The 20,393-nt window shown below is 62.8% G+C and carries 19 protein-coding genes; 6 read left to right on the top strand and 13 right to left on the bottom strand.

Translation table 11 applies throughout. The features are described 5' to 3' along the window. Positions 1-32: 32 nt before the first annotated feature. Positions 33-527, top strand: coding sequence for a molybdopterin-guanine dinucleotide biosynthesis protein A (locus ABJ363_10650; protein ID MEP4379451.1), 495 nt, complete (start codon positions 33-35; stop codon positions 525-527). Positions 528-534: 7 nt separating this feature from the next. Here the strand turns inward: ABJ363_10650 and ABJ363_10645 are convergent, their stop codons facing one another. From ABJ363_10645 to ABJ363_10620, 6 genes are all read right to left on the bottom strand, one after another. Next, positions 535-2,955 carry an ankyrin repeat domain-containing protein gene (locus ABJ363_10645; protein MEP4379450.1) on the bottom strand — a complete coding sequence of 807 codons (2,421 nt, stop codon included), beginning with the start codon at positions 2,953-2,955 and terminating at the stop codon, positions 535-537. An 18-nt stretch (positions 2,956-2,973) separates the two neighbouring features. Next, complete coding sequence (gene moaA, locus ABJ363_10640) at positions 2,974-4,020, bottom strand: GTP 3',8-cyclase MoaA (protein MEP4379449.1); 1,047 nt, start codon at positions 4,018-4,020, stop codon at positions 2,974-2,976. Between the two features lie 212 nt (positions 4,021-4,232). Continuing rightward, positions 4,233-5,249, bottom strand: a complete 1,017-nt coding sequence (locus ABJ363_10635; GenBank protein MEP4379448.1) for an ABC transporter substrate binding protein — start codon at positions 5,247-5,249, stop codon at positions 4,233-4,235. Between the two features lie 163 nt (positions 5,250-5,412). Beyond that, positions 5,413-6,243, bottom strand: a complete 831-nt coding sequence (locus tag ABJ363_10630) for a substrate-binding domain-containing protein (GenBank protein MEP4379447.1) — start codon at positions 6,241-6,243, stop codon at positions 5,413-5,415. Then, positions 6,237-6,959 carry an ATP-binding cassette domain-containing protein gene (locus ABJ363_10625; GenBank protein MEP4379446.1) on the bottom strand — a complete coding sequence of 241 codons (723 nt, stop codon included), beginning with the start codon at positions 6,957-6,959 and terminating at the stop codon, positions 6,237-6,239. The genes ABJ363_10630 and ABJ363_10625 overlap by 7 nt, the downstream gene beginning before the upstream one ends. Before the next feature lie 10 nt (positions 6,960-6,969). Then, positions 6,970-7,680 (bottom strand): ABC transporter permease, encoded by a 711-nt coding sequence (locus ABJ363_10620; GenBank protein ID MEP4379445.1) that lies wholly within the window; start codon positions 7,678-7,680, stop codon positions 6,970-6,972. A gap of 230 nt (positions 7,681-7,910) precedes the next feature. On the opposite strand from ABJ363_10620, the gene fdhD reads away from it, so the two are divergent. The 4 genes from fdhD to mobA all read left to right on the top strand — a co-directional run bounded on the left by fdhD (position 7,911) and on the right by mobA (position 10,509). Then, positions 7,911-8,774 (top strand): formate dehydrogenase accessory sulfurtransferase FdhD, encoded by an 864-nt coding sequence (gene fdhD / locus ABJ363_10615; protein MEP4379444.1) that lies wholly within the window; start codon positions 7,911-7,913, stop codon positions 8,772-8,774. A 41-nt stretch (positions 8,775-8,815) separates the two neighbouring features. Continuing rightward, positions 8,816-9,313, top strand: a complete 498-nt coding sequence (locus ABJ363_10610; GenBank protein MEP4379443.1) for a hypothetical protein — start codon at positions 8,816-8,818, stop codon at positions 9,311-9,313. Between the two features lie 99 nt (positions 9,314-9,412). After that, a complete protein-coding gene (locus ABJ363_10605) occupies positions 9,413-9,889 on the top strand; it encodes a hypothetical protein (GenBank protein ID MEP4379442.1) in 477 nt (158 codons plus the stop codon). Next, positions 9,886-10,509 carry a molybdenum cofactor guanylyltransferase MobA gene (gene mobA / locus ABJ363_10600; GenBank protein ID MEP4379441.1) on the top strand — a complete coding sequence of 208 codons (624 nt, stop codon included), beginning with the start codon at positions 9,886-9,888 and terminating at the stop codon, positions 10,507-10,509. Before ABJ363_10605 ends, mobA begins: the two co-directional genes overlap by 4 nt. A gap of 374 nt (positions 10,510-10,883) precedes the next feature. Here mobA and ABJ363_10595 read toward each other — a convergent pair whose 3' ends face one another. The 4 genes from ABJ363_10595 to ABJ363_10580 all read right to left on the bottom strand — a co-directional run bounded on the left by ABJ363_10595 (position 10,884) and on the right by ABJ363_10580 (position 15,383). After that, positions 10,884-11,438 carry a cupin gene (locus ABJ363_10595; GenBank protein MEP4379440.1) on the bottom strand — a complete coding sequence of 185 codons (555 nt, stop codon included), beginning with the start codon at positions 11,436-11,438 and terminating at the stop codon, positions 10,884-10,886. A gap of 161 nt (positions 11,439-11,599) precedes the next feature. Further along, complete coding sequence (gene fdhF / locus ABJ363_10590) at positions 11,600-14,371, bottom strand: formate dehydrogenase subunit alpha (GenBank protein ID MEP4379439.1); 2,772 nt, start codon at positions 14,369-14,371, stop codon at positions 11,600-11,602. A gap of 35 nt (positions 14,372-14,406) precedes the next feature. Beyond that, positions 14,407-14,796 carry an FKBP-type peptidyl-prolyl cis-trans isomerase gene (locus tag ABJ363_10585; GenBank protein ID MEP4379438.1) on the bottom strand — a complete coding sequence of 130 codons (390 nt, stop codon included), beginning with the start codon at positions 14,794-14,796 and terminating at the stop codon, positions 14,407-14,409. 143 nt (positions 14,797-14,939) lie between these two features. Further along, positions 14,940-15,383, bottom strand: coding sequence for a GNAT family N-acetyltransferase (locus ABJ363_10580; protein ID MEP4379437.1), 444 nt, complete (start codon positions 15,381-15,383; stop codon positions 14,940-14,942). Positions 15,384-15,687: 304 nt separating this feature from the next. Here ABJ363_10580 and ABJ363_10575 point away from each other — a divergent pair, with 304 nt between their 5' ends. Further along, positions 15,688-16,371 carry a YciI family protein gene (locus tag ABJ363_10575; GenBank protein MEP4379436.1) on the top strand — a complete coding sequence of 228 codons (684 nt, stop codon included), beginning with the start codon at positions 15,688-15,690 and terminating at the stop codon, positions 16,369-16,371. Here the strand turns inward: ABJ363_10575 and ABJ363_10570 are convergent. The 3 genes from ABJ363_10570 to ABJ363_10560 form a co-directional block, all read right to left on the bottom strand. After that, positions 16,368-16,901 carry a hypothetical protein gene (locus ABJ363_10570; GenBank protein MEP4379435.1) on the bottom strand — a complete coding sequence of 178 codons (534 nt, stop codon included), beginning with the start codon at positions 16,899-16,901 and terminating at the stop codon, positions 16,368-16,370. The genes ABJ363_10575 and ABJ363_10570 overlap by 4 nt on opposite strands. A gap of 428 nt (positions 16,902-17,329) precedes the next feature. Beyond that, the gene (locus ABJ363_10565) at positions 17,330-18,373 is read right to left on the bottom strand and encodes a hypothetical protein (protein MEP4379434.1); all 1,044 of its coding nucleotides are present in this window, start codon (positions 18,371-18,373) and stop codon (positions 17,330-17,332) included. Positions 18,374-18,378: 5 nt separating this feature from the next. Then, a complete protein-coding gene (locus ABJ363_10560; GenBank protein ID MEP4379433.1) occupies positions 18,379-20,307 on the bottom strand; it encodes a tetratricopeptide repeat protein in 1,929 nt (642 codons plus the stop codon). Between the last annotated feature and the right edge of the window lie 86 nt (positions 20,308-20,393).

Raw genomic sequence — 20,393 nt, 5'->3', positions numbered from 1 at the left:
GTTCCGTACCAGAATCCGAAGGGCGCCTGTGCATGAAGTTCCATCGTTTGTTTATCGCAACCTTGTTCGCCGGATTGGCTTTTTCACCGCTCGGCGCGTCTGCCATCGCCCAGTCGGGTGATCGGCATGTCGGGTATTATTATCCGGCACCCGCGACATCCGAGGTCTACGAGGCCCGGGTTCCCGTCCTGCCGGGCAGTGACCGCAAGCGTCGCATCGGTTTCGTGACGGTCATGACCAACGAGATGCTGAAAAACCCGTACCCACCGCAGTTCGCGATCTTTGCCAAGGGTGCGGAGGCCGAGAAGCTGATCATCACCGGGTTGAACGCGAACAGCTATGACACCCTGTTTCGCGCACGTGGGCTTTTCGCGATTTTGACCGCCGTTGCGCGCGGCACGCCGTTCTTTCAGGAACAGCCCGAGGCCGACCGGTTCACCTTCTTCGATCTGGCCAAATTATTGGGATTCAGCCAGATCACCTATACCGACGGCGCCTCGTTCGCGCACCAGATACAGCTCCGATGATGCGTGTCTAGGCGCCGAACGAGCGAAGCGTGCGCGCAACATTGCGATGCTTGCCCTGGATCGCGTAGTCGAGCGCGGTCTTTCCGTTCCCGTCTTTTATATTGGCGCGCGCGCCGGATTCAATCAGGAGGCGCACAATCGTGTCGTGGCCGTTCCAGGCCGCCCGCATCAGCGGTGTCAGCCCGTCACGGTCGATCACATTGGGGCGTGCGCCGGCTTCGACGAGCTTCTGGACAACATCGTTATGCCCGTTGCTGGCGGCCCAGGAAACCGCCGTACGTCCGTCATAGTCCGTGACGTTGAAATCGGCGCCGAGTTCAACAAGCAGGTCCACGACTTCGGTCCGGCCTCGCCAGGATGCATTGATCACCGCGGTCCGGCCCGATGTATCGTTGCCCTCGAGGTCGGCGCCCCGCGACAGGAGTTCGGCAATCTTGGCGGTGTTTCCGGCCGCGGCCGCGTCGAGCAGTTGATCGCTCAAACCATCACCGTTTGTACCGCGTGCGCGCGGTTGCGCCACAGCGTCGAGCAGGCGCTTGTATTCCCGCGCAAGCCGGCGGGAATCGGCAATTTCCCGGGGCGCCATCTGGCGTTCAAGCACCGGCAGAATGTCGTTCGCCTCGTCGCTGCCCTGCGCGGCCGCCAGGTCGAAGAAGACATGGGCCTGGACCTTGTCCTGCGGCACGATGCGGCCGTCGGCGAACAAGGCGCCGAGCATGAGCTGCGCTTCCTGATCACCCTGTTCGGCGGCATTGCGCAGAAGCTCGACCAGTTTATCGGGATCGCTTCCGTCGACGAGGCCCAGGACGTAGCGTTTTGCGAGCTTCGTCTGCGCGGCGGCGAGGCCGGCTTCGGCGGCCTTCTCCAGGACCTCATTGGTGCGCTGGGTCCCGGGGTCGGGGTTCCCGCCGATCGTGTCGAACGGGCTGGGATCCGACAAGGCACGTGACAGCGCGTCGTCATCGCCGGCAATCGCCGCGACGATCCTGGCGAGGGGATTGTCTTCGCCGTCGCGCAACGATGGCCGGTCGAACTCGTTGGTCTCGCGTGCGGTGAAGGCTTCGCCGGTCTTCAGCGCAGCAACTTCCGTCCCGGCCAGGTCTGAATCCTTGGATTTTTCGGCGCGGTCCAGCGCGCTTTCCGGCGCACCGGGCCGAACTTCGTCCGACCGGCGCGCAAGCTGGGTTGCTTCGGACAAGCCTTCGGCGACCTTGACCTGTTGTTGGTTGACATCCTCGTTCTGGCCGATGAGGCCGTCTTCCTGTTCGGTCACACCGGGGAGTTTGGAGCCGATACGCGCAAGCGAGGTGCCAACCTCGTCGGGATCGCGCAACTGCTGATGATCCTTGAGTTGCGGTGCGGGCGTGACGGCACCCGGAATGCCCTTCAGCGGCACCGCCACGGTGCGTTGGGCCTGGGCCGTTGTGTCCGGCGGGACCGGTTCGTTCTTCGGCTTGATGTCCGGACCGGCATCGGGCAGGCCGGGTTGGCCGGTCGCGGCCTGCACGGCGGTCGTTTGTTCCGATGCCTCGGCCACGCCGGACGGGTTTTCGTCCTTTTTGATCGCGGCGGTGGATCGCGTCGGGGCCAACGAGTTTTCGTCAGCCAGCGGGAGGGAGTCCGGGAGACCACCTTCGACATCGGTCTGCGCCGCCGCGCTGCCGCTGGAGGGGGAAATTTCGCCTGACTCCGGAGCGACCGCCTTGTTCGGGTCGAGCGTGCTTTCCCGGCCTTCGGAAGTTTCGCCGTCTTCCGGCGCATCGGGAACGCCGGCGCGTAGATCGTCCGGCGCAATTTCCGGCGTGTCCTCGTCGAGCGCGGCGAGTTCGGCCAGCGCTTCGCCCGCCGTTTCAATTGCGATCGGGGCCGGCAAATCCGTGGGCCCGGCCTCGCGAGCGGCTTCGGTCTCGACGATTTCCTGGTCGGGCTCGGGCTCCGGGCGGAGATTCACGAAGATGATAATCTCGCGTGTCGCTTCGCCGGCATCCTCGGCGTCGCCGGTATCGCCATCATCCTCTCGATCGCCCTCGAGGCTTGCTTCCACGGCCTGATCTTCGCCTTGCCCGGCGCCACCGGACGGCGTGTTCCGCTGTCGAGCCGCATCGGGCGAACCCCTGAGGGAGTCGGTCTGGTCCGAATCACCGGCTTCGTCGAAGCCGAATTCACCGCTGGTGAGCGTATCGACATTATCATCGGGGTCGAGGCCGGATGCGTTCTCGTCCTCGATCATCTCGCCGGGATTATCGGTCAGCGCGCCGGTCGAGAATTTGCTCTGGAATTCATTGCTTTCCTCATAGGAAAGGACATCGCGGGTGGCGCCGCGACCGAACCGGTCGCCGAAGGCCAGTTCGATGGCCGGCAAGGTCCCCAGCGAGGCGGCCACGATGATGACGTGGACGATACCCGAAGTACCTGCCGAGAAATACATGTCGGGGCGCGATCGCGGCTAGCCGCCCGTCACGCTCATGTGACGGCCGACCGCCGGGGCGTTGTGGCGTCGATCGATGATGAAGTCATGGCCCTTGGGTTTGCGGCCGATGGCTTCGTGGATCGCCTCCGTCAGGAGAGCGTCGTCTTCGCTGGCCCGCAGGGGCGCGCGCAAATCCGCGGCATCTTCCTGACCGAGGCACATGAAAAGGGTGCCGGTGCAGGTCAGGCGCACCCGATTGCAGGATTCGCAAAAATTGTGGGTGAGCGGCGTGATGAAACCCAGCCGTTGGCCGGTTTCGGCCAGATCGAAATAACGCGCCGGCCCGCCCGTGGAATGATCGGACTCGGTCAGGGTCCAGCGCTCCGAGAGGTCGGCGCGGACCATTGAAAGGGGGAGATACTGATCGAGCCGCTGCTCGCCGATCTCGCCCATCGGCATGACCTCGATGAAGGTCAGGTCGAAACCGCATTCGCCGCACCAGTTGATCAATCGATCGATTTCATCGTCGTTGACGCCGCGCAGCGCAACTGTGTTGATCTTGATCGCCAGGCCGGCCTTGCGTGCGGCGGCGATGCCGTCGAGTACCTGATCGAGGTCGCCCCAGCGCGTGATCGCCTTGAACTTCGACGGGTCGAGCGTGTCGAGGGAGATGTTGATCCGGCGAACGCCTGCGTCGGCGAGTTCGTCGGCATAACGTGCCAGCTGGGTGCCGTTCGATGTCAGGGTCAGCTCGTCCAGCGCGCCGCTGTCGAGATGGCGGCCGAGACGCCGGATCAGCCACATGATGTTCTTGCGGACAAGCGGTTCGCCGCCGGTCAGGCGCAGTTTCCGCACACCCAGGTCGACAAATGTGGTGCAGAGCCGGTCCAGCTCTTCGAGGGACAGAATCTCGGCCTTTGGCAAAAAGGTCATATCCTCCGCCATGCAATACACGCAGCGGAGGTCGCACCTGTCAGTGACCGAAACCCGCAGATAGTCGATCGATCGCGCAAATGGATCGATCAATGCCGGTTCGGCAGGTGCCGGTTGAGTATTCGCGTTTTCAGACAGTTCAGTGCTCATGCATGTGTATGTAGTACATTTCGCGAACGGTATGTAGGGCGCGATCGGTGTCATATCGGCAATATTCGCGAAAAAGGGCATGATTCCGGCAGTTTTTGCGTCGATTCGACAATCATTCTCAGCCTCTACGAAGCATGTTTCGTGCCACGCATGCTGGTCGGCGTCGAGGCACCGGGTCTTGCCGAATGGCTGTCGGTCAGACGGTTCTGCACTCAGCGCAATGGTGTCTCCGGCTTGACCCGGGGTGCCGGCACGTCGATTCCCCGCGCCACGCCAAGCGGCGGCGGTTCTTCGGGGGCGCTCGGCTTGATCCGCGGCCGCGGCCCGGCGATGTCGGCCCAATCCACGACGGAGCGCTGTCGAAACGCCGTATCGCGCTCCAATGCGGCGATATCGACGAGTGCGCGCGCGTCCTGGTTCACCACCAAATGAGACGCCCGGGCGCGCTCGAAGGGCGCGCGGGTCGCCGCTGAATCTTCGAGAATTCGCGCGATCAGATCGCCGAGCTGGACCCCGACCCCGAAGGGTTCCACCACCATGGCCGCGAGCGCACCGCGGATCACGCTGTCCTCATCGGTCGCAAACAGGGGCAGTTTGCGTGTTTCTGCCGCGGCGGCGAGAGCCTCTACCGGGGCTGTTGGAAGAAGCTCCCGGTCCAGGAGGATGACGCTCGTTTCCGGGTCGAGCTCGGAGATTCTGTTGCTGACCGCGTTCTGCAACACCGAAACCGGCAGCGGCATGATTGTCAGCCCATGGCGGCGCGCGACGGCGGTCAGGCCGCGCAAGCGCTCGTGCATGTTGCCGTCGATCGGATCGACCGGTACGGCGACGGTCTTGGTTTGCGATGCGAGATTCCCGATCAGTTCGAATTGCTCGTTGTAGGTTTCGCCGGACACGATGCCGGTGACCGTCCGCCGGCGACGTTTGCGTTTGTTGGCTTCCGCGATCTCGAGGGAGACCCCGGCAACGACCAGCGGCAAACGCGAATTGGCTGTTATCGCCGCCTTGATCGATGGTTCCGATATGGCGACCAGGACCTCGGCGCCGCGCCGGACAAACGCGCGAACCTGATCGGCCGCACGTGCCGTGTCGGCACCGGCGTCGGCCACCTCGATCGTTATCGTGTCGCCGGGCCAATGGCCTCGTTTGGCAAGCTGATCGCGCATGCCGTCGATGATCGCCTGGATTTCCGCGCTGCTGGTGATGGTTGTCACCGCGACAAACGGCATTTGTTTGTCCGTTTGACGGTCTTGTGCATACGCATTGCCGGTCACCGCCAGCAAGACGGAAAACGCGATCGCGAGCAAAAGAGCGGTCGTCCTGATGGGGGCATTGGCCATGGCGCCAGCGTGGCGGCGATGACGGGATGCGTCAATCACGGCCTGGCGCCATTCAACGGGCGGGCGCGAATGGCGGTTCACCATCGACACGGAAGTCGGCAATGAAGGATTGGCCTGGCGGCCCTGTCAGCCACTCCACCAGGCGTGCGGCGGCGCCGGCGGCAACATGGGGATGTCGATCGGGATTGATCGGGATGATGGTGTAGGGATTGGCGAGATGCGGCCCGCCCTCGAAAAGCACGGTCAGGTCACCGCGATTGGCGAAATTGGTCCAGGAACCGCTTTCGGTGAAGGTGTAGGCGGAAAGAACGCTGGCCATGTTCAGGGCCGCACCCATGCCGGAACCGGTTTCCCGATACCAGCCCGTGCGATCGGTCCAGGGCGCTCGTCCCGCGAGGCCCCAGAGGTTCCGCTCCGCGGCGTTGGTGCCGCTTTCATCGCCGCGTGAAATGAAATTGAACGTCCCGTCTGCGATACGCGTCAGTGCGCCGCCGGCGTCGGGTGCGGCGCGCACATTCGCCGGGTCGCTCTTGGGGCCGACGATCAGGAACCGGCTGGTCATCACCGGGTGGCGGGCGATGCCGTCGCCGCCTGCGACGAAGGCCGCTTCCGCGTCGGGATGATGCACCAGGACCACGTCGAAATCCCCGCTGCGCCCCAGTTGCAGTATCGCGCCGGTGCCGCGCACGACGGTCCGCACCTCGATCCCGGTCGCGTCGTGGAACGCCTCGAGAAGGGGGCCAAGAAGCCCGGAATTGTCGACCGATGTGGTGGTGCCGAGCAGCAGCGCGCGGTCATTGTCTGCGGCGATGGTTTGCGACGGAAGTAACAGCGTGGCGACTACCAGCGGGGCCAGGAAAATCCGGCGCAGGCGCGCTACCACAGCAATTCTCCGGCGATGAATGCGCGGCCCTCGTCGGTCTGCGGTTTCTCGAAGAACTCTGTGGCGCCCGACGTTTCGAGCAACCGGCCCTTGTGCAGGAACAGGATGTCGTCGGCGATCCGCCTGGCCTGTGCCAGGTCATGTGTCGCCATGACGATCTTGGTGTCGGCGGCGTGGAACCCCTCGATCAGGGTCTCGACGGCGCGGGTCGCGGCGGGGTCGAGACTCGATGTCGGCTCGTCCAGAAACAGGATCTCGGGTTCGGTCGCCCAGGCGCGGGCAAGCGCGAGGCGCTGTTGCTCACCGCCGGACAGCACCCGGGCGGGCCGCCGCGCCACATGGGAGAGCCCGGCCAATGCCAGCGCGGCGTTCGCGCGCGCCAGCCTGTCGGCGCGCGGAACATCATGTGCGGTAAGCGCGTGGGTGATGTTGCCAGCCGCCGAGCGGCGCAGCATCACGGGCTGCTGGAATACCATGGCCTGCCGGCGCGCGTTTTGTCGTCCCTCGATGGCCCAGCGAACGTCGCCCGATGTGGGCTGGAGCAGCCCGTGGCACAGGCGGAGCAGGAGGCTCTTGCCCGCGCCGTTCGGCCCCAGCAGGACCGTGCGTCGCCCGGCCTGCAGGGTGAAACTCACGTCGTCGAGCAGGCGCGTGCCGTCAGCCTCGAAGGCGAGACGTTGCACCTGGAGGGGGAGTATGGACGCCGGGCCGCTCATGGAAGCTTGCTCATGCGAGCGCCGCCCGCTTGCCTGCTTGTGTGTTGATGATCTGCACGGCGGCGTTGACCGTTAGTGCGAGGAACAGAAGCACGATACCAAGCCCGAGCGCGGTCGAAAGATTGCCCTTGCTGGTCTCGAGCGCGATGGCGCTCGTCATCACGCGGGTCACATGGTCGATGTTGCCGCCGACGATCATGACCGCACCGACCTCTGCGATCGCCCGGCCGAACCCGGCCAGCACGACTGTGGCCAGGGAATAGCGCGCGTCCACAATGAGCGTTGCCAGCGTGGTCACCGGCCCCGCATCAAGCGACCGCAGATGTTCGCCATACTCGACCCACAGATCGGCGACGATCTGTCGGGTGAGCGCGGCTACAATGGGCGTAACCAGGATCGTCTGGGCGATGATCATCGCGGCAGGCGTGAACAGAAGTCCCAGCACGCCGAGCGGTCCGGCGCGCGACAACACGAGAAACACGATCAGCCCGACCACGACCGGCGGCAGGCCCATGAAGGTGTTGAGCAGCAGGACCGCCACGCCGCGGCCGGGGAAGCGCGTCAGCGCCACGAGTGCGCCCAGCGGAAACCCGATCAGGCAGGCCAGGGCGACGGCGGTCAGGCTGACCCGCAGCGACAGCCCGACGATCGACAGGAAGTCCGGGTCGAAGCTGACCAGCAAAGCGCCGGCTTCCGCGAAGGCTGTGACGAAGCTGTCCATCTGGTTTCTGCGTCAATCCGCTGGTTTGGGTTCGGGGCCATTATCTATGCAGGGCCGTGGCCCATGTCCACACACGCCTCTGGTCCGGGCGACCGGGTGTGTCACAGACCCACCCCTACCTGGGATTGGCGCTCGCGGTTGTAGGGGCGGGTTTCAAACCCGCCCGGGTGTTTTCGCGCCGTGGTCGATTGCGACCCATCTTGCCGTGGATTTGATATGCTGGGCAGGTCATGCCACCTGATCACACCCTCCAGCCCAACCCGGACGACCCGCGCCTGACCGAACCCGTCCGCGGGATCGACCAGGACGGCAACCCCGTCGACGCCCGGGTCGTGGTCGAGCGTCCACTCACCCTGTTCCTGAACGGGCAGGAGATCGTCACCATGATGACGATCGGCGACTACCCGGATTATCTCGCGGTCGGCTATCTCGCCAACCAGAACATGCTGCTCCCCGACGACACGATCACCGGCATCGACCATGACGATGATCTGGGTGTGGTCGTGGTGCGCACCGACCGGGAGACCGACTACGAGGCGCGGCTCAGGAAGAAGACGCTGACCAGCGGCTGCGCCCAGGGGACGGTTTTCGGTGACTTGATGGAATCCCTAGAAGGTGTGGTCCTGAAGCCCGATGCGGAACTGCGCACGTCATGGCTCTACGCCCTGACCAAGGCCATCAACACCATGCCGAGTCTCTATCTGGCCGCCGGTGCGATCCATGGCTGCGTGCTGTGCGAGAAGGACCAGCCGCTGATCTATATGGAGGATGTCGGCCGTCACAATGCGGTGGACAAGATTGCCGGTTACATGCGCCTCAAGGGCATCGCGGCGGATGACAAGATATTCTACACGACCGGGCGGCTGACCTCGGAGATGGTCATCAAGACCGTGCATATGGGCATCCCGATACTCGTGTCACGCTCCGGCTTCACCGCCTGGGGCGTAGACCTCGCCCGTGAGGCGAACCTGACCCTGATCGGCCGCGCGCGCGGCAAGCGCTTCATGGCGCTGGCGGGGGAAGAGCGGATTACGTTCGATGCGGATGCTGACGGTGAGGAGCCCACCGACGTGGCGCGCAAGGGTGCTGCGTAATGGGGGACGATTATTGATCTGCTTCGGGAACCAATAGTCGCATGAAACTGGAGTTTTGCACACCTGCTTCGACTGCGGTTGCCAAGTCGTATTTAGGCACAACCGCCGCATTTACGTTCGGCATAATTGTTTTGATCGCCTCTTTAGAGGGTGATTCAGAAGCCACTTCTATTGTTTTTGTCGTCATTGGTACGTTTTTGTATCCGTCTGTCGAGTTGATACTTTTCCCCTTTCTTTTTTTCTTTGCTTATTTCCGTCCTCATTTAGCGTTTAGGTCTCGAACCAGCTTTGTCCTACGATTTATGCCGTTCATGCTATTGGCTGTTATTGCCAACGGACCGTTGGCTTCATTCGTATTTTGGCTGTTCTCGGAGGATACTCTGGAAGATCTTTTCCAAAGTTTTTCAATCTCTTGGCAAACGAGCCTCTATGCAGCCCCTTTCAGCTTCTTTTTGTTGTTCCTCACTTTGCTGATTTCGTCGCATTGGTTTCTTTGCGATGTCTCGAAATCGGTAGGTTCCAATGACACAGGCGTTTGACCCGGATTCCGTCCTCGGCGTCATCCTGGCCGGCGGGCAGGCGCGGCGGTTCGTGCGCAGCGATAAGGCCGTTCGACGAACGGCGCTGAGGACCAAGCTATGACTGAGCAAACTGACCTCATCGAAGACGACTGGGCGTTCCGCCGTCCGCGCGTTCTGTGGGTTGCGATCGCTGCCCTGGCGCCGCTCGGGATCGCGGGTGCCGTGTCCTATGGGCTGCTGGTGGTCGGGATGCCCATTCTGCCGTGGTTCGGGGCGGCGATGTTTGCCGCCGCGACGCTTGTCTTCGCGGCACTCCTGACGCGCTGGCTGATTCGCCGCGGGAGCCTCGCTTTCGCCCGGCGGGCGGATCTGATCATGCCCGCGTTCATTCGGGCGCTTTTGGCTATCCTGATTGCCGATATTGGCATTCTTATCTGGTTTGTCGCGATGGCGCCCGACGGAGATATTCCCCGCACGGTCATGTCGATCTGGCTCGTCGGTTCGCTTCTGACGTGGCTGCTCGGTACGCCCATCGCCTTTTTGTGCGTTTTGCTGTTCGGCTTTATTGCGCTGGGTCGGATCCGCTCGAATTGAGTGAATCTTTGTCCATTCTTGGCGTCATCCTCGCCGGCGGGCAGGCGCGGCGCCTCGGCGGCGGCGACAAGGCGCTGCAGGAGGTCGCGGGGCGGCCCCTGCTGGCCCACGCGATCGAACGTCTCAGGCCACAAGTCTCGCGAATCGCCCTCAACGCCAACGGCGATCCGGCACGGTTTGGCTCGTTCGGATTGCCGGTTGTGCCCGATACCGTCGAGGGGTTCGCAGGTCCCCTGGCAGGTATACTCGCCGGCCTCGATTGGGCGGCGGAAAACGCCCCCGAATGTGAGTGGGTGGTGACGGTTGCGACGGACGCGCCGTTCTTCCCCGAAGACCTGGTCGCGCGCTTCGTTGAGGCCGTTGATTTCGACGATACCGACCTAGCATGCGCGGAATCCGGGGGGCGGACGCACCCGGTATTCGGTCTCTGGCCAGTCGGTTTGCGTGAGGATTTGCGTCGCGCGCTGGTCGATGAGGACATTCGCAAGGTCGATCGCTGGACCGCGCGCCACCGGCTGACAGCGGTTCCATTTCCCGTGTTGGTGGTCGATCCGTTCTTCAACATCAACCGTCCGGAAGACGTCGCGGCGGCGGAGAGATTTTTCACAAGCTTGAAATAGTCCTCTGGGATGAGACGTGAATTGACTCTTGTCGCCGGACTCACTTAAATCGCGACCGCAGAATAAAGCACCCTGGCAAAGTCGGGGTGTCGCGCACCAGCCGGAAGAAAATTCAGGCGGTGTGCACGACGGCCCGAGGGAGGGGAGGAGAGGAGAGCAAAGACGGAAGAGCGCCTGGCGCTCGACCAGCGGGAACGGGGGAACAAGAAGACCTGCCCGTGGAAAATGCTCTTGCTTAGATCTGAGGGGTCCGGTGCGAATACGCGCCGGGCCTTTTCTTTTTTCGATATGCGGGTGGGTTTGAAACCCACCCCTACATTCGTCTATGGCCGTAGGGGCGGGTCTGCGACCCGCCCGGCTAGCCGGTTGTGGCTCTACCCCGCCGCGACATCCTTGAGGTTCCCGTCGTCATCCACTTCGAGGCCGGTCTCCCGGGCGCGGTCGATGACACTGGGGTGCCAGGCGACATTGCCTGCCTCGGGGCCGCCGACGATTGCCAGCATCAGGGCGTCGTCTTCGTCGGTGATGCAGCGAAAGCCGCGGTACACGCCGACCGGCACACTGACCACATCAAGCGGTTCAAGCGCGATGGCGCGTTCCTCGTCGCCCTCCAGCCAGACCACCTCCCAGGTGCCCTTCATGGGCACGAACACCTCTTCGGTCTGGTGGACATGGAAGGCCGGGCCGGAGCCGCTGCCGGGGGTCCGCTTGTTGTAGACCAGCGAGAAGCCGAAGGCGTTACCCAGCTTCGGGACGAGATCGGGGTCGTCACGATTTTCGGTCACGTTCATGCCGATGACGTTGACGATCTCGCGCTCGTGGCCGGGCAGGCGCTGGTCGAGATAGGCGAGGTCCGAGCCGTTGCAGTCGGCGTAGCGGACGACATGGTTCTGCTCCATCTCGGCGGTGGAAACTTTCGGCGTGTCCATGAGCGTTCCTCCCGGTGGCGTGCGGGAAAGTCTCGGGCGACCGGTGGCCGGAGTCAATTCCGCTACCAGAGTCGTCATGCCCGGGCTCGACCCGGGCATCTCATTCAGCTGTTGAGACAGAGATGCGCGGATCAAGTCCGCGCATGACGATTGGAGGTTATTTATTCCGCAGCGTTCTTGACGCCGGCCTCCACCTTCGCGGCGCAGAATTTGAACTCGGGGATCTTGCCGAACGGGTCCAGCTGCGGGTTGGTCAGCAAATTGGCCGCCGCCTCGGCGAAACAGAAGGGGATGAAGATCATGCCCTCGGGCACGTCCCGGTCGGACCGGGCCGCGATCTCGATGGTGCCGCGCCGGGTCGAGACCCGGATCGGGTCGCCCGGCCAGACGTCGAGGCGCTTCATCTCGCGCGGATGCAGCGAGGCGACCGCCTCGGGTTCGAGATGGTCGAGGATCGTGGCACGGCGCGTGATGGCACCCGTGTGCCAGTGTTCAAGCAGCCGGCCGGTCGAAAGCACCATGGGATAGTCGGTGTCCGGCAGTTCGTCCGGCGGCAGCACTTCGGTCGGGACGAACTTGCCCCGGCCCGTGGGTGTTGGAAAACCGCTTGCGAACATGATTTCCGTACCCGGCGCGTTCTCGTCGTCGCACGGATAGATCACCGCATCCTCGCGTTCCAGCCGTTCCCAGCTGATGCCGTCGATCGAGTGCATGGCCTCGCGCAGCTCGCCATAGACATCCGCCGGGCCGTCGTAATTCCAGTCGAGCCTGACGCGGCGTGCGAGCTCCTGGATGATCCACCAATCCTGTTTCGCGCCGCCCGGTGCGTCGAGGGCCGGGCGGCCCATCTGGACCTGCCGGTTGGTGTTGGTGACCGTGCCGGATTTCTCGGGCCAGGCCGAGGCCGGCAGGATGACGTCGGCATGAAATGCCGTCTCGGTGAGGAAGATTTCCTGCACCACGAGATGATCCAATGCGGCGAGCCCCTGACGGGCGTGATGCTGGTCCGGGTCCGACATGGCCGGGTTCTCGCCCATCACATACATCGCCCGGATGTCACCCGCGCGCGCCGCGTCCATGATCTCGACCACGGTCAGCCCCGGTTCGGGGTTGAGGTCCTCCACCCCCCAGAGCCTCTCGAACTTCGCCTTGATGTCCGGGTCGGCCACGCTCTGATAGTCGGGATAGACCATGGGGATCAGGCCCGCGTCCGATGCGCCCTGAACGTTGTTCTGGCCGCGCAGCGGGTGCAGGCCGGTCCCGGGGCGGCCGACATGGCCGGTCATCAGCGCCAGCGATATCAGGCAGCGTGCATTGTCCGTCCCGTGCACATGCTGGGAGATGCCCATCCCCCAGAAGATCATCGCGCGTTCGGCGTTGGCATAGGTCCGGGCGATGGTTTTGATGGTTTCGGCATCGATGCCGCAGACGTCGGCCATGGCTTCGGGCGTGAAGTCCGTCAGCGAGGCGCGCAGCGCTTCGTAGTCTTCGGTGTAGCCGGCGATATACTGCGCGTCGGTCAGGTCTTCCGCGACGATCGTGTGCATGATCGCATTCAGAAGCGCGACGTCCGTGCCCGGCTTGAACTGGAGAAAGTGATCGGCGTGGCGGGTCAGCGCATAACCGCGCGGGTCCATCAGGATCAGCTTCGCCCCGCGTTTCGCCGCGTCCTTGATGTAGGTGGCGGCCACGGGATGATTTTCCGTCGGACGCGCGCCGATCACGATGATGCAGTCCGTGTCTTCGGCGGCGGTGAAGGGCGCGGTGACCGCACCCGAGCCGATGGTCTCCATCAACGCCGCGACCGAACTGGCATGGCACAGCCGCGTGCAGTGATCGACGTTGTTGGTCCGGAACCCGGCGCGGATCAGCTTCTGGAAAAGATATGCCTCCTCGTTGGAGCCCTTGGCCGAACCGAACCCGGCGACGGCCTGGCCGCCATGTTCGTCGCGTGTGCGGGTCAGGCCGGCTGCCGCGAATTCGAGGGCCTCGTCCCAGCTCGCCGCGCGGAAATGGGTCGAGGGATCAGCCGGGTCGACCTGGTCGTCCCAGAGCTTGCCGATGCCGTCTATCCGGATCAGCGGTGTGGTCAGCCGGTGGGGATGATGCACATAGTCGAGACCGAACCGCCCCTTGACGCACAGGCGCTGCTCGTTCGCCGGGCCGTCGCGGCCATCGACCTTCTGAATCTTGCCGTCCTTGAGGTGATAGGTGATCTGGCAGCCGACCCCGCAGAAGGGGCAGACACTGTCGACCGTCTCGTCGGCCTTCGCCACGCCGACGCCGGCCGCATCGACCATCGTCGACGGCAGCAGGGCGCCGGTGGGGCAGGCCTGGACGCATTCGCCGCAGGCGACGCAGGTGGACTGGCCCATGGGGTCGTCGAAATCAAACACGATCTTCGATTCAGTCCCCCGCATGGCCATGCCGATGACATCGTTCGACTGGACCTCGCGGCACGCCCGCACACACAGGTTGCAATGGATGCAGGCGTCGAGATTGACGGCCATCGCGGGGTGGCTGGGATCGGCCTCGGGGGTGGCATCGCGCGACGGGAAACGGCTGGATTCGATGTTTACGCGGTCGGCCCACTGCCAGAATCTGGAATCTGCGTCATGGGCGGTGGCGCGGTCCGGCTGGTCCGCCGCCAGCATCTCGATCACCATCGCGCGGGCCTTGCGGGCCCGTTCGGCCTCGGTGTCCACCACCATGCCGTCGGCAGGCTTGCGCAGACAGGATGCCGCCAGCACCCGTTCGCCCTCGATATGCACCATGCAGGCGCGGCAGTTGCCGTCGGGCCGGTAGCCCGGCTCGGGGGCATAGCAGAGATGTGGAATCTCGGTGCCTTCGCGGGCCGCGACCTGCCAGATGGTCTCGTCGGGCGCGGCCGTGACCTCGCGCCCGTCGAGGGTGAATCGGATCGTGTTACTCATGGCCCGATTATATCACGCGGGCAGAGAGGGCAGGTCTAGCGAATCTCGATCAGCTCGACGTCGAACATCAATGTGGCATTCGGGGGAATGACCCCGCCGGCACCGCGCGCGCCATAGCCGAGTGCGGGCGGAATGATCAGCGTGCGTTTGCCGCCCGGGCGCATGCCCGCGACCCCTTCGTCCCAGCCGCCGATCACCCGGCCGGCGCCGAGCGGGAAGTTGAACGGCTGGTTGCGATCGACGGAACTGTCGAACTTGCTGCCCTTCTCGCCATCGACATAGAGCCAGCCGGTGTAGTGGACGATCACATTGTCGCCGGCCTTGGCCGCCTCGCCGGCGCCAGGCGCGCTATCGACATAGCGCAGGCCACTGGAGGTGGTGATCGTGTCTTGGGCGTCGGAATCGTTGGGCATAATGAAAACCATCGCCGCGGCGAGAAGCATCGCGGTCAGCAAGTGTTGAAGACGAGTTAGGTGTGCCATGGGATACCTCCGGGGCGAAAAGTGCAAGACCGAACCAGCACTAGCCCGGTCTCGCACCCGATCGAAATAAACAGCGCGTGAGCACATCACGCGTTGGCCTGGAGAATACCGCGTTGCACGGCGCTCGTCAGTGCCGGCCCTTCATAAAGTCCCATCGCGTTGGTTTGCGCCAGGAAACCGAACTTCGCGTAGAAATCTTCCTTGCCGAAGACAGACGTCAGGAATATCCGCTCGAATGGCAGCTTCGCCAGCAGTCCCTCCATCAGTAACCGGCCGACGCCGCGTCCCTGATGTTGTGTCGCCACCACCACGTCAAACACCGTCGCGTAGTAGACCCCGTCGGATGTGGCGCGCGCGGCGGCAACGAGCGTGTCGCCCTTGTATACGAAGACCGAGGTATAGCTGCCGTGAAAGGCGCGTGCGATGTCGAACGCCTTGCGGTCGAACAGGTTCGCATCGGCCATGATGTTGGCCAGCTGCCACCAGTCGATGGTCGAGAGTTCGTCGCTTAGTCTGTATTCGTTCTGCATGGTTCGGTCCCCGCTCGCTTGGGTTGTTTGCCGGGTCCACGCACAAAAAAACCGCCGTGCATGTTGCCGGCGGTCCGTCGATCTTCTGTGATGTGATGGGTGCTAAGCCATCGTCCTCACAAATACGGAACCGCCCTCGCTCGCGCGTCGCGCGGCAAGTTTCCACATATAGTTCATCATGGCGGTTCGGTTGATCATGGCGCGGCTTGTAGGCGCGTTCGCGGGTGCGGTCAACCAGAAGATATTGACCGCACCCGGACCGGCGCGTGAACATGGAAAAAATTCAGCGGCTTGAGGGAACATCATGAGCGACGAAAAAATCACCGGCTATCAGCCCGACGACCCGCGTTACGGGCTGACGCCGGATGAACTGGCGCAATATTATCGCGACAAGCCCGCACAATGGGTCATCGTCGCCTGGGACAAGCCCGGCCAGGCCGATGCCCGCGCCGCCAACCTCGAAGCCCAGAAGGCCTATGCCAAGTCACTCGGTGACCAGCTGATCGGCTACGGCCATATCGTCGGCGACGATGACGAAAGCGATATCCGGGCGACGGCGTGGTTCGTCGAGCTCGGCGGCCGGGAATTCGCGGAGGCCTTTGCGGCCGACGACCCTCTGGCGAAGGCCGGGGTCTATGACCGGACAGACGTTCGCCGCTGGTCGAACAGTTTTATCAAGCGCCAGGCCGACTACGCGCGCAAGGGTGAACAGCAGTTCCTGTATTTCGGCTGGAAGATTCCCGATGCCGCGCCGTTCATCGCCGTGCATCTGAAAGCCCATGAGGATTTCTTCAAGGCCCATGAGGACCGTTTCATTTTCCGTGGCCCTCTGCGGTCACCGGATGGAACCGAGAATGTGGGCTCGGCGCTGATGATCGAGTTGCCCGACCGTGCCGCCGCCGATGAATTCTGGGCGAATGAGCCGTTTTCCGCGAATGGCGGTTATCAGGACGATTTCCAGATCTATCGCTGGGTGTTCGGGGATTAGGGTCGAATGAAGTCAGTATTGTCGTAGACGAGTTCCGCGATCTCGACTCTGGCCCGAAGCGATTCAATCGTTCCGTCACGGGCGGCGTCATATGGAACCTGGGACCACTGGGCGATCACCAAATCATAGAACGGTCCAGCCGCGGATATCGTCTCGGGTGGTGGCTCTGTTTCGGATGTGGCGAGGGCTGGCGTGACGGCGAGTGCGGACATGCTGCCCGGCGGAATGACAGCGATCAATGATTCGCCCCCGGCACCCAGTCCCGATTGGGAATAGGCATAACCGAGAATGCGGACGAGGTGCGCTGTGTCGTTGACAACAATGGTGGCGACGGGTCCCCAGCCGGGTTGTCGATCGATGTGGATCGTGCGGCCATTAGCGTCCGTGTAACTGCCGCCATGGAAATTGTCCGCGCGAACGGTTTCGATACCGGATTCAGAACTTTGGACGATCAGGACGTTTACGGGGCGGTCGCGCAACAACATCGGCGAGATGAGCGCTCCGGCGCCGATCAGCGCACCGAGCGTCATGACCAAAATGCTTCGCCTCAGGAGAATCGAATAGAGAATAATTACTGCACCGAATCCGGCGACGGCGAGCGCGACAAGTTCCGCGCTCCGGGGCGCTTCTTCGAGCATTAGTCCCGCGCGCGTTCGGGGATCGGCCGCGGCGCTCGCGGGACCGGCACGACCCGGGCCGACCCGGCCGTCGTATTTTGCGGATTCGGTATGACCACCGGGTAAATGACCGGGAGGGAGCCCTGGTCGAGTCTGGGTGCACCGGCGTTCCCCGGGTTGCGCGGCGCGCCCGATCCGGCGGACTCCTGTCCCGGATTGACGAACGGATTTCCGTTCTGAGCGATCGACGGGGCTTGTGTGCCGACGATCATGGTTATTGCCAGAATACCCACTACAAACGGTCGAACACACATTTGTGCGCACCTTTCGTGAAATCCCGCCTACCGGGCAGTGTCGTTCGGAGGTTTTTGATCGACGATCTTGGTTCCGAAGTGGAATCCGACGGTCGGTAAATCCTTCATCACCGCCTCGGCCTTCTCCCGGTATTCCTGCCGAAGTTCACGGTCCTTGATCAAGAAACGCTCATAGGAATCACCCAATTCCTCCTGGGTTTTGAACGCTTGCCGCAGTTCGGGCGAACTGGGCTTTTCGTCGGACAGGTAGAAGCGAAACCCGTCGTGTTGATCTATTCTGGCCTCGGTTCGCTCGGATTGCCGAGCGACGCCGACTTTCTCTCGGGCAATCGCGACCCGTCCCTCGCGCACGTCACCGAGTTCATCGTAAAGGTCCTCGATCGCATCGAGATCGGCCCCGGTTGCGGGTACGGGCTGAAGGTTGCCGAGGTACAGCTGCACAGGTTCGCCGGCGAGCATATGCCCGGCCTGGTCGAGGAGAAACCGGTACGCTTCCGGATTGTCCCTGTTTTTTTGTTTGTCCGCTTCCCGAACGATCGCCAGCGCGTACTGCAACTGCTCAAGTGTCGCGTCCACCTTCACTTTCGGGCCGCTGGGAACCAAGAGACTGGCTTCGGGAGGATTTGGTAGAAATTCATCCAGGCGGCCGCCCGGTGGCGTAAAAAAGGCGGTTCCGGTCCGTCCGTCTGAAAGATTTGCCGAGGATCGCACGGTCGCGCTGTGTTTCGGGTCCGTGCGGATAATGCGCTCGGAAAGGTTGCTGCGGATCGATTTCTGTACGCCAAGCCAATCCCGCATCACGCGCGGCATTTCCGGTTTTGCTGTCGGTGGAGCTTCGCTGGTGCTGGCACCGAACCCGGGGCACAAGCCCGGCACGAACAAGCAAAATAGCACCGGGGTGCCGCTGCCCGAACCGCCGCCGCCGCTGTAGCTATCACCACATGGCGGACATTCCGGGCAGGGTACGCAGCGTCCTGGCCCGATCGACTGGGAATAGCCAGGGCCGGACATCGAAATCGCCGATACCGCCAGACCGGCCAATAAGAGAAGATGGATTGTGAATCGTCGCATACTGCCTAATCGAAGTCGTTGTCGCCGAAACTGTTTGCCGTATTGTCGTTGTCGTCGGTCTCGCGGTATTCGATCACCGCATGGTCGGGCTGGATCACCATTTCGCCATCCATGTTTCGGCCCTGGCGGGCCATGCCGTCGATCATCGGTGTCCACTCCGCGATCAGCCGACGGGCTTCGTCGGCCCGCTCGCCGTGTGGCGCGAGTTCGAGATAGGTCTGCAGCCATTCGACGGTGTCCCGATTGATACCGAAGACCGCCGCGCCGGCCATGGCGCGATTGAAATAGGCCGGCGGATACCAAGGCTCGTAGGAGTTCACGAGGTCCTGGTAGGCGCGTCGTGCACTCTCGAAGTTGCCCGCGTCAGCCGCCGCTTCTCCCTGGGCGAGCAACAGTGTACCTACGCGCGACAGCTTTGGAATGGGCATGGCCGCTCGTGCGTCGTCGATATACGCTCCCACTTCATCGAAGTCCGGTATCCGTTTGTCCGGATCGCAGGTGTAGTTTTGGAAATAGTCGATGTAGTCCTGTGCGTCCTGTCGGATATTCTGGCCAAGGCGAACCATCTGATAAAGTTCGTACTTGGCGTAGACGTTCCCCGCTTTGGATGCAGCACTGGCCAGCTGCTGCATGGCGTCGACGAGCATGATCGATTTCTCGCTGGGCCGACCGCGGGTGCCGCAGAACTCCTGCCAGGGGAAGTGTCGATCTTCCCTGTCCACGGCATTGGACCAGGACGCGCGACGACCGTCACGGTTGCGCACAGCCTCGACCATTTGCTTTGCGTCCTCGAGACCCGGGACGCCGCCGCGCGCAATCCCCGTTGCGGCAGCGAGATTGTCCATCTCTTCGGTGATCGCGCCGTCGATCCAGTCGTCATAAATCTGAGAAGCGAAAAAAAATGCGGCGTCGAAATTGGCTTGTCGGAGATGAAGTTCGGCGATTTCGGCGAGAACGCTACGATCGAGCGAAAACCCAAACTCCTCGCGCAACCGACGCAACCGGGCTTGCCGTAACTGCGGATCCTGGCCGGCGAGCATGGCCCACACATGCTCCCATGCGTCGGTCGCGAGCCGAAGATTGCGGGGAAACTCGAGCGAGCTTATCGCCCACGCCCGCGCATAATCGATCCAGTAAATCTCTTCGGCTGGCTCCAGGATAATCGCGGCCTTGAGTGCCCGGCGAACCCATCCAAGATCGACATAGTGGGCTTCGACGGCACGTGATGACGGCTTCCGGTTTGGATTCCATTCGTACAGACCGCACTTTGTGGCGCCGTTGTGCAGCAGGTACGCCTCCGTTTGTGCCGTGCTTCGGAAATAATAGACGTGCTTTCTTCCGCCCAGGAGCCCATCGCCTTTGCCGAATGCTTCGGCTGAATTTCTGGCATTGTTTTGGGGTACGAGTTCACGAACGAAATCGGTGAACCTCTCGATACGCGATGGATGACGCCAGCACAGGTATTTGTCGGAATCGTATTCGTGATGGATATCCGCTGAAGCTTGGTCCAACGCAACAGTGCCGTTGACGACCCCGTTCTCGAATACCGAACGCCGCAACCAAAGCGCTGCACTGGCGATGTCCTGCTCGATGGCGTCACCCAAAATCAGTTGGCGTGCGTAGTCGATCTTGGCCGCCCAGTAACCGGCTTCGGCGCCTTTCCGGAACCAATCCGCCGCCGCTCTCATGTCTCGGGGGACAGCTTTGCCTTCAAGGTGGAGCGTACCGATGCCGTGCATGGCCTCGCCGCTGCCCTGCGCGGCGGAGTCCCGCCAATATTTTAGTGCTTCGGCATGATTGTCAGATTGATAGGCGCGCCACCCGTAGTAGACGTTATTTGAACAGGTGAGATCGCAAGCAAGGCCTCGCTGTGCGGGGGCCAATGCGGCAAGAAATCCAAGGATCGCCAGAGAGGCGAAATATCTAGGTTTCATAGCAATGCTCGACAAACACGATCCCGTCACCGTACCGTCGTTGCGGCATAGCTTAGAGACGAATTGCAACCAAGGCGACTCTTCCT

The organism is Alphaproteobacteria bacterium, assembly GCA_039980135.1.
Taxonomy (GTDB): Bacteria; Pseudomonadota; Alphaproteobacteria; order UBA6615; family UBA6615; genus UBA8079.
Note: the sequence above shows the minus strand (reverse complement) of the source record. Positions and strands in the feature narration are given on the sequence as shown.

Coding starts and splice junctions, on each gene's coding strand:
- ABJ363_10650 (MEP4379451.1), top strand. CDS start 33: ATGAAGTTCCATCGTTTGTTTATCGCAACCTTGTTCGCCGGATTGGCT.
- ABJ363_10645 (MEP4379450.1), bottom strand. CDS start 2,955: ATGTATTTCTCGGCAGGTACTTCGGGTATCGTCCACGTCATCATCGTG.
- moaA (MEP4379449.1), bottom strand. CDS start 4,020: ATGAGCACTGAACTGTCTGAAAACGCGAATACTCAACCGGCACCTGCC.
- ABJ363_10635 (MEP4379448.1), bottom strand. CDS start 5,249: ATGCCGTTTGTCGCGGTGACAACCATCACCAGCAGCGCGGAAATCCAG.
- ABJ363_10625 (MEP4379446.1), bottom strand. CDS start 6,959: ATGAGCGGCCCGGCGTCCATACTCCCCCTCCAGGTGCAACGTCTCGCC.
- ABJ363_10620 (MEP4379445.1), bottom strand. CDS start 7,680: ATGGACAGCTTCGTCACAGCCTTCGCGGAAGCCGGCGCTTTGCTGGTC.
- fdhD (MEP4379444.1), top strand. CDS start 7,911: ATGCCACCTGATCACACCCTCCAGCCCAACCCGGACGACCCGCGCCTG.
- ABJ363_10610 (MEP4379443.1), top strand. CDS start 8,816: ATGAAACTGGAGTTTTGCACACCTGCTTCGACTGCGGTTGCCAAGTCG.
- ABJ363_10605 (MEP4379442.1), top strand. CDS start 9,413: ATGACTGAGCAAACTGACCTCATCGAAGACGACTGGGCGTTCCGCCGT.
- ABJ363_10595 (MEP4379440.1), bottom strand. CDS start 11,438: ATGGACACGCCGAAAGTTTCCACCGCCGAGATGGAGCAGAACCATGTC.
- fdhF (MEP4379439.1), bottom strand. CDS start 14,371: ATGAGTAACACGATCCGATTCACCCTCGACGGGCGCGAGGTCACGGCC.
- ABJ363_10585 (MEP4379438.1), bottom strand. CDS start 14,796: ATGGTTTTCATTATGCCCAACGATTCCGACGCCCAAGACACGATCACC.
- ABJ363_10580 (MEP4379437.1), bottom strand. CDS start 15,383: ATGCAGAACGAATACAGACTAAGCGACGAACTCTCGACCATCGACTGG.
- ABJ363_10575 (MEP4379436.1), top strand. CDS start 15,688: ATGAGCGACGAAAAAATCACCGGCTATCAGCCCGACGACCCGCGTTAC.
- ABJ363_10570 (MEP4379435.1), bottom strand. CDS start 16,901: ATGACGCTCGGTGCGCTGATCGGCGCCGGAGCGCTCATCTCGCCGATG.
- ABJ363_10565 (MEP4379434.1), bottom strand. CDS start 18,373: ATGCGACGATTCACAATCCATCTTCTCTTATTGGCCGGTCTGGCGGTA.
- ABJ363_10560 (MEP4379433.1), bottom strand. CDS start 20,307: ATGAAACCTAGATATTTCGCCTCTCTGGCGATCCTTGGATTTCTTGCC.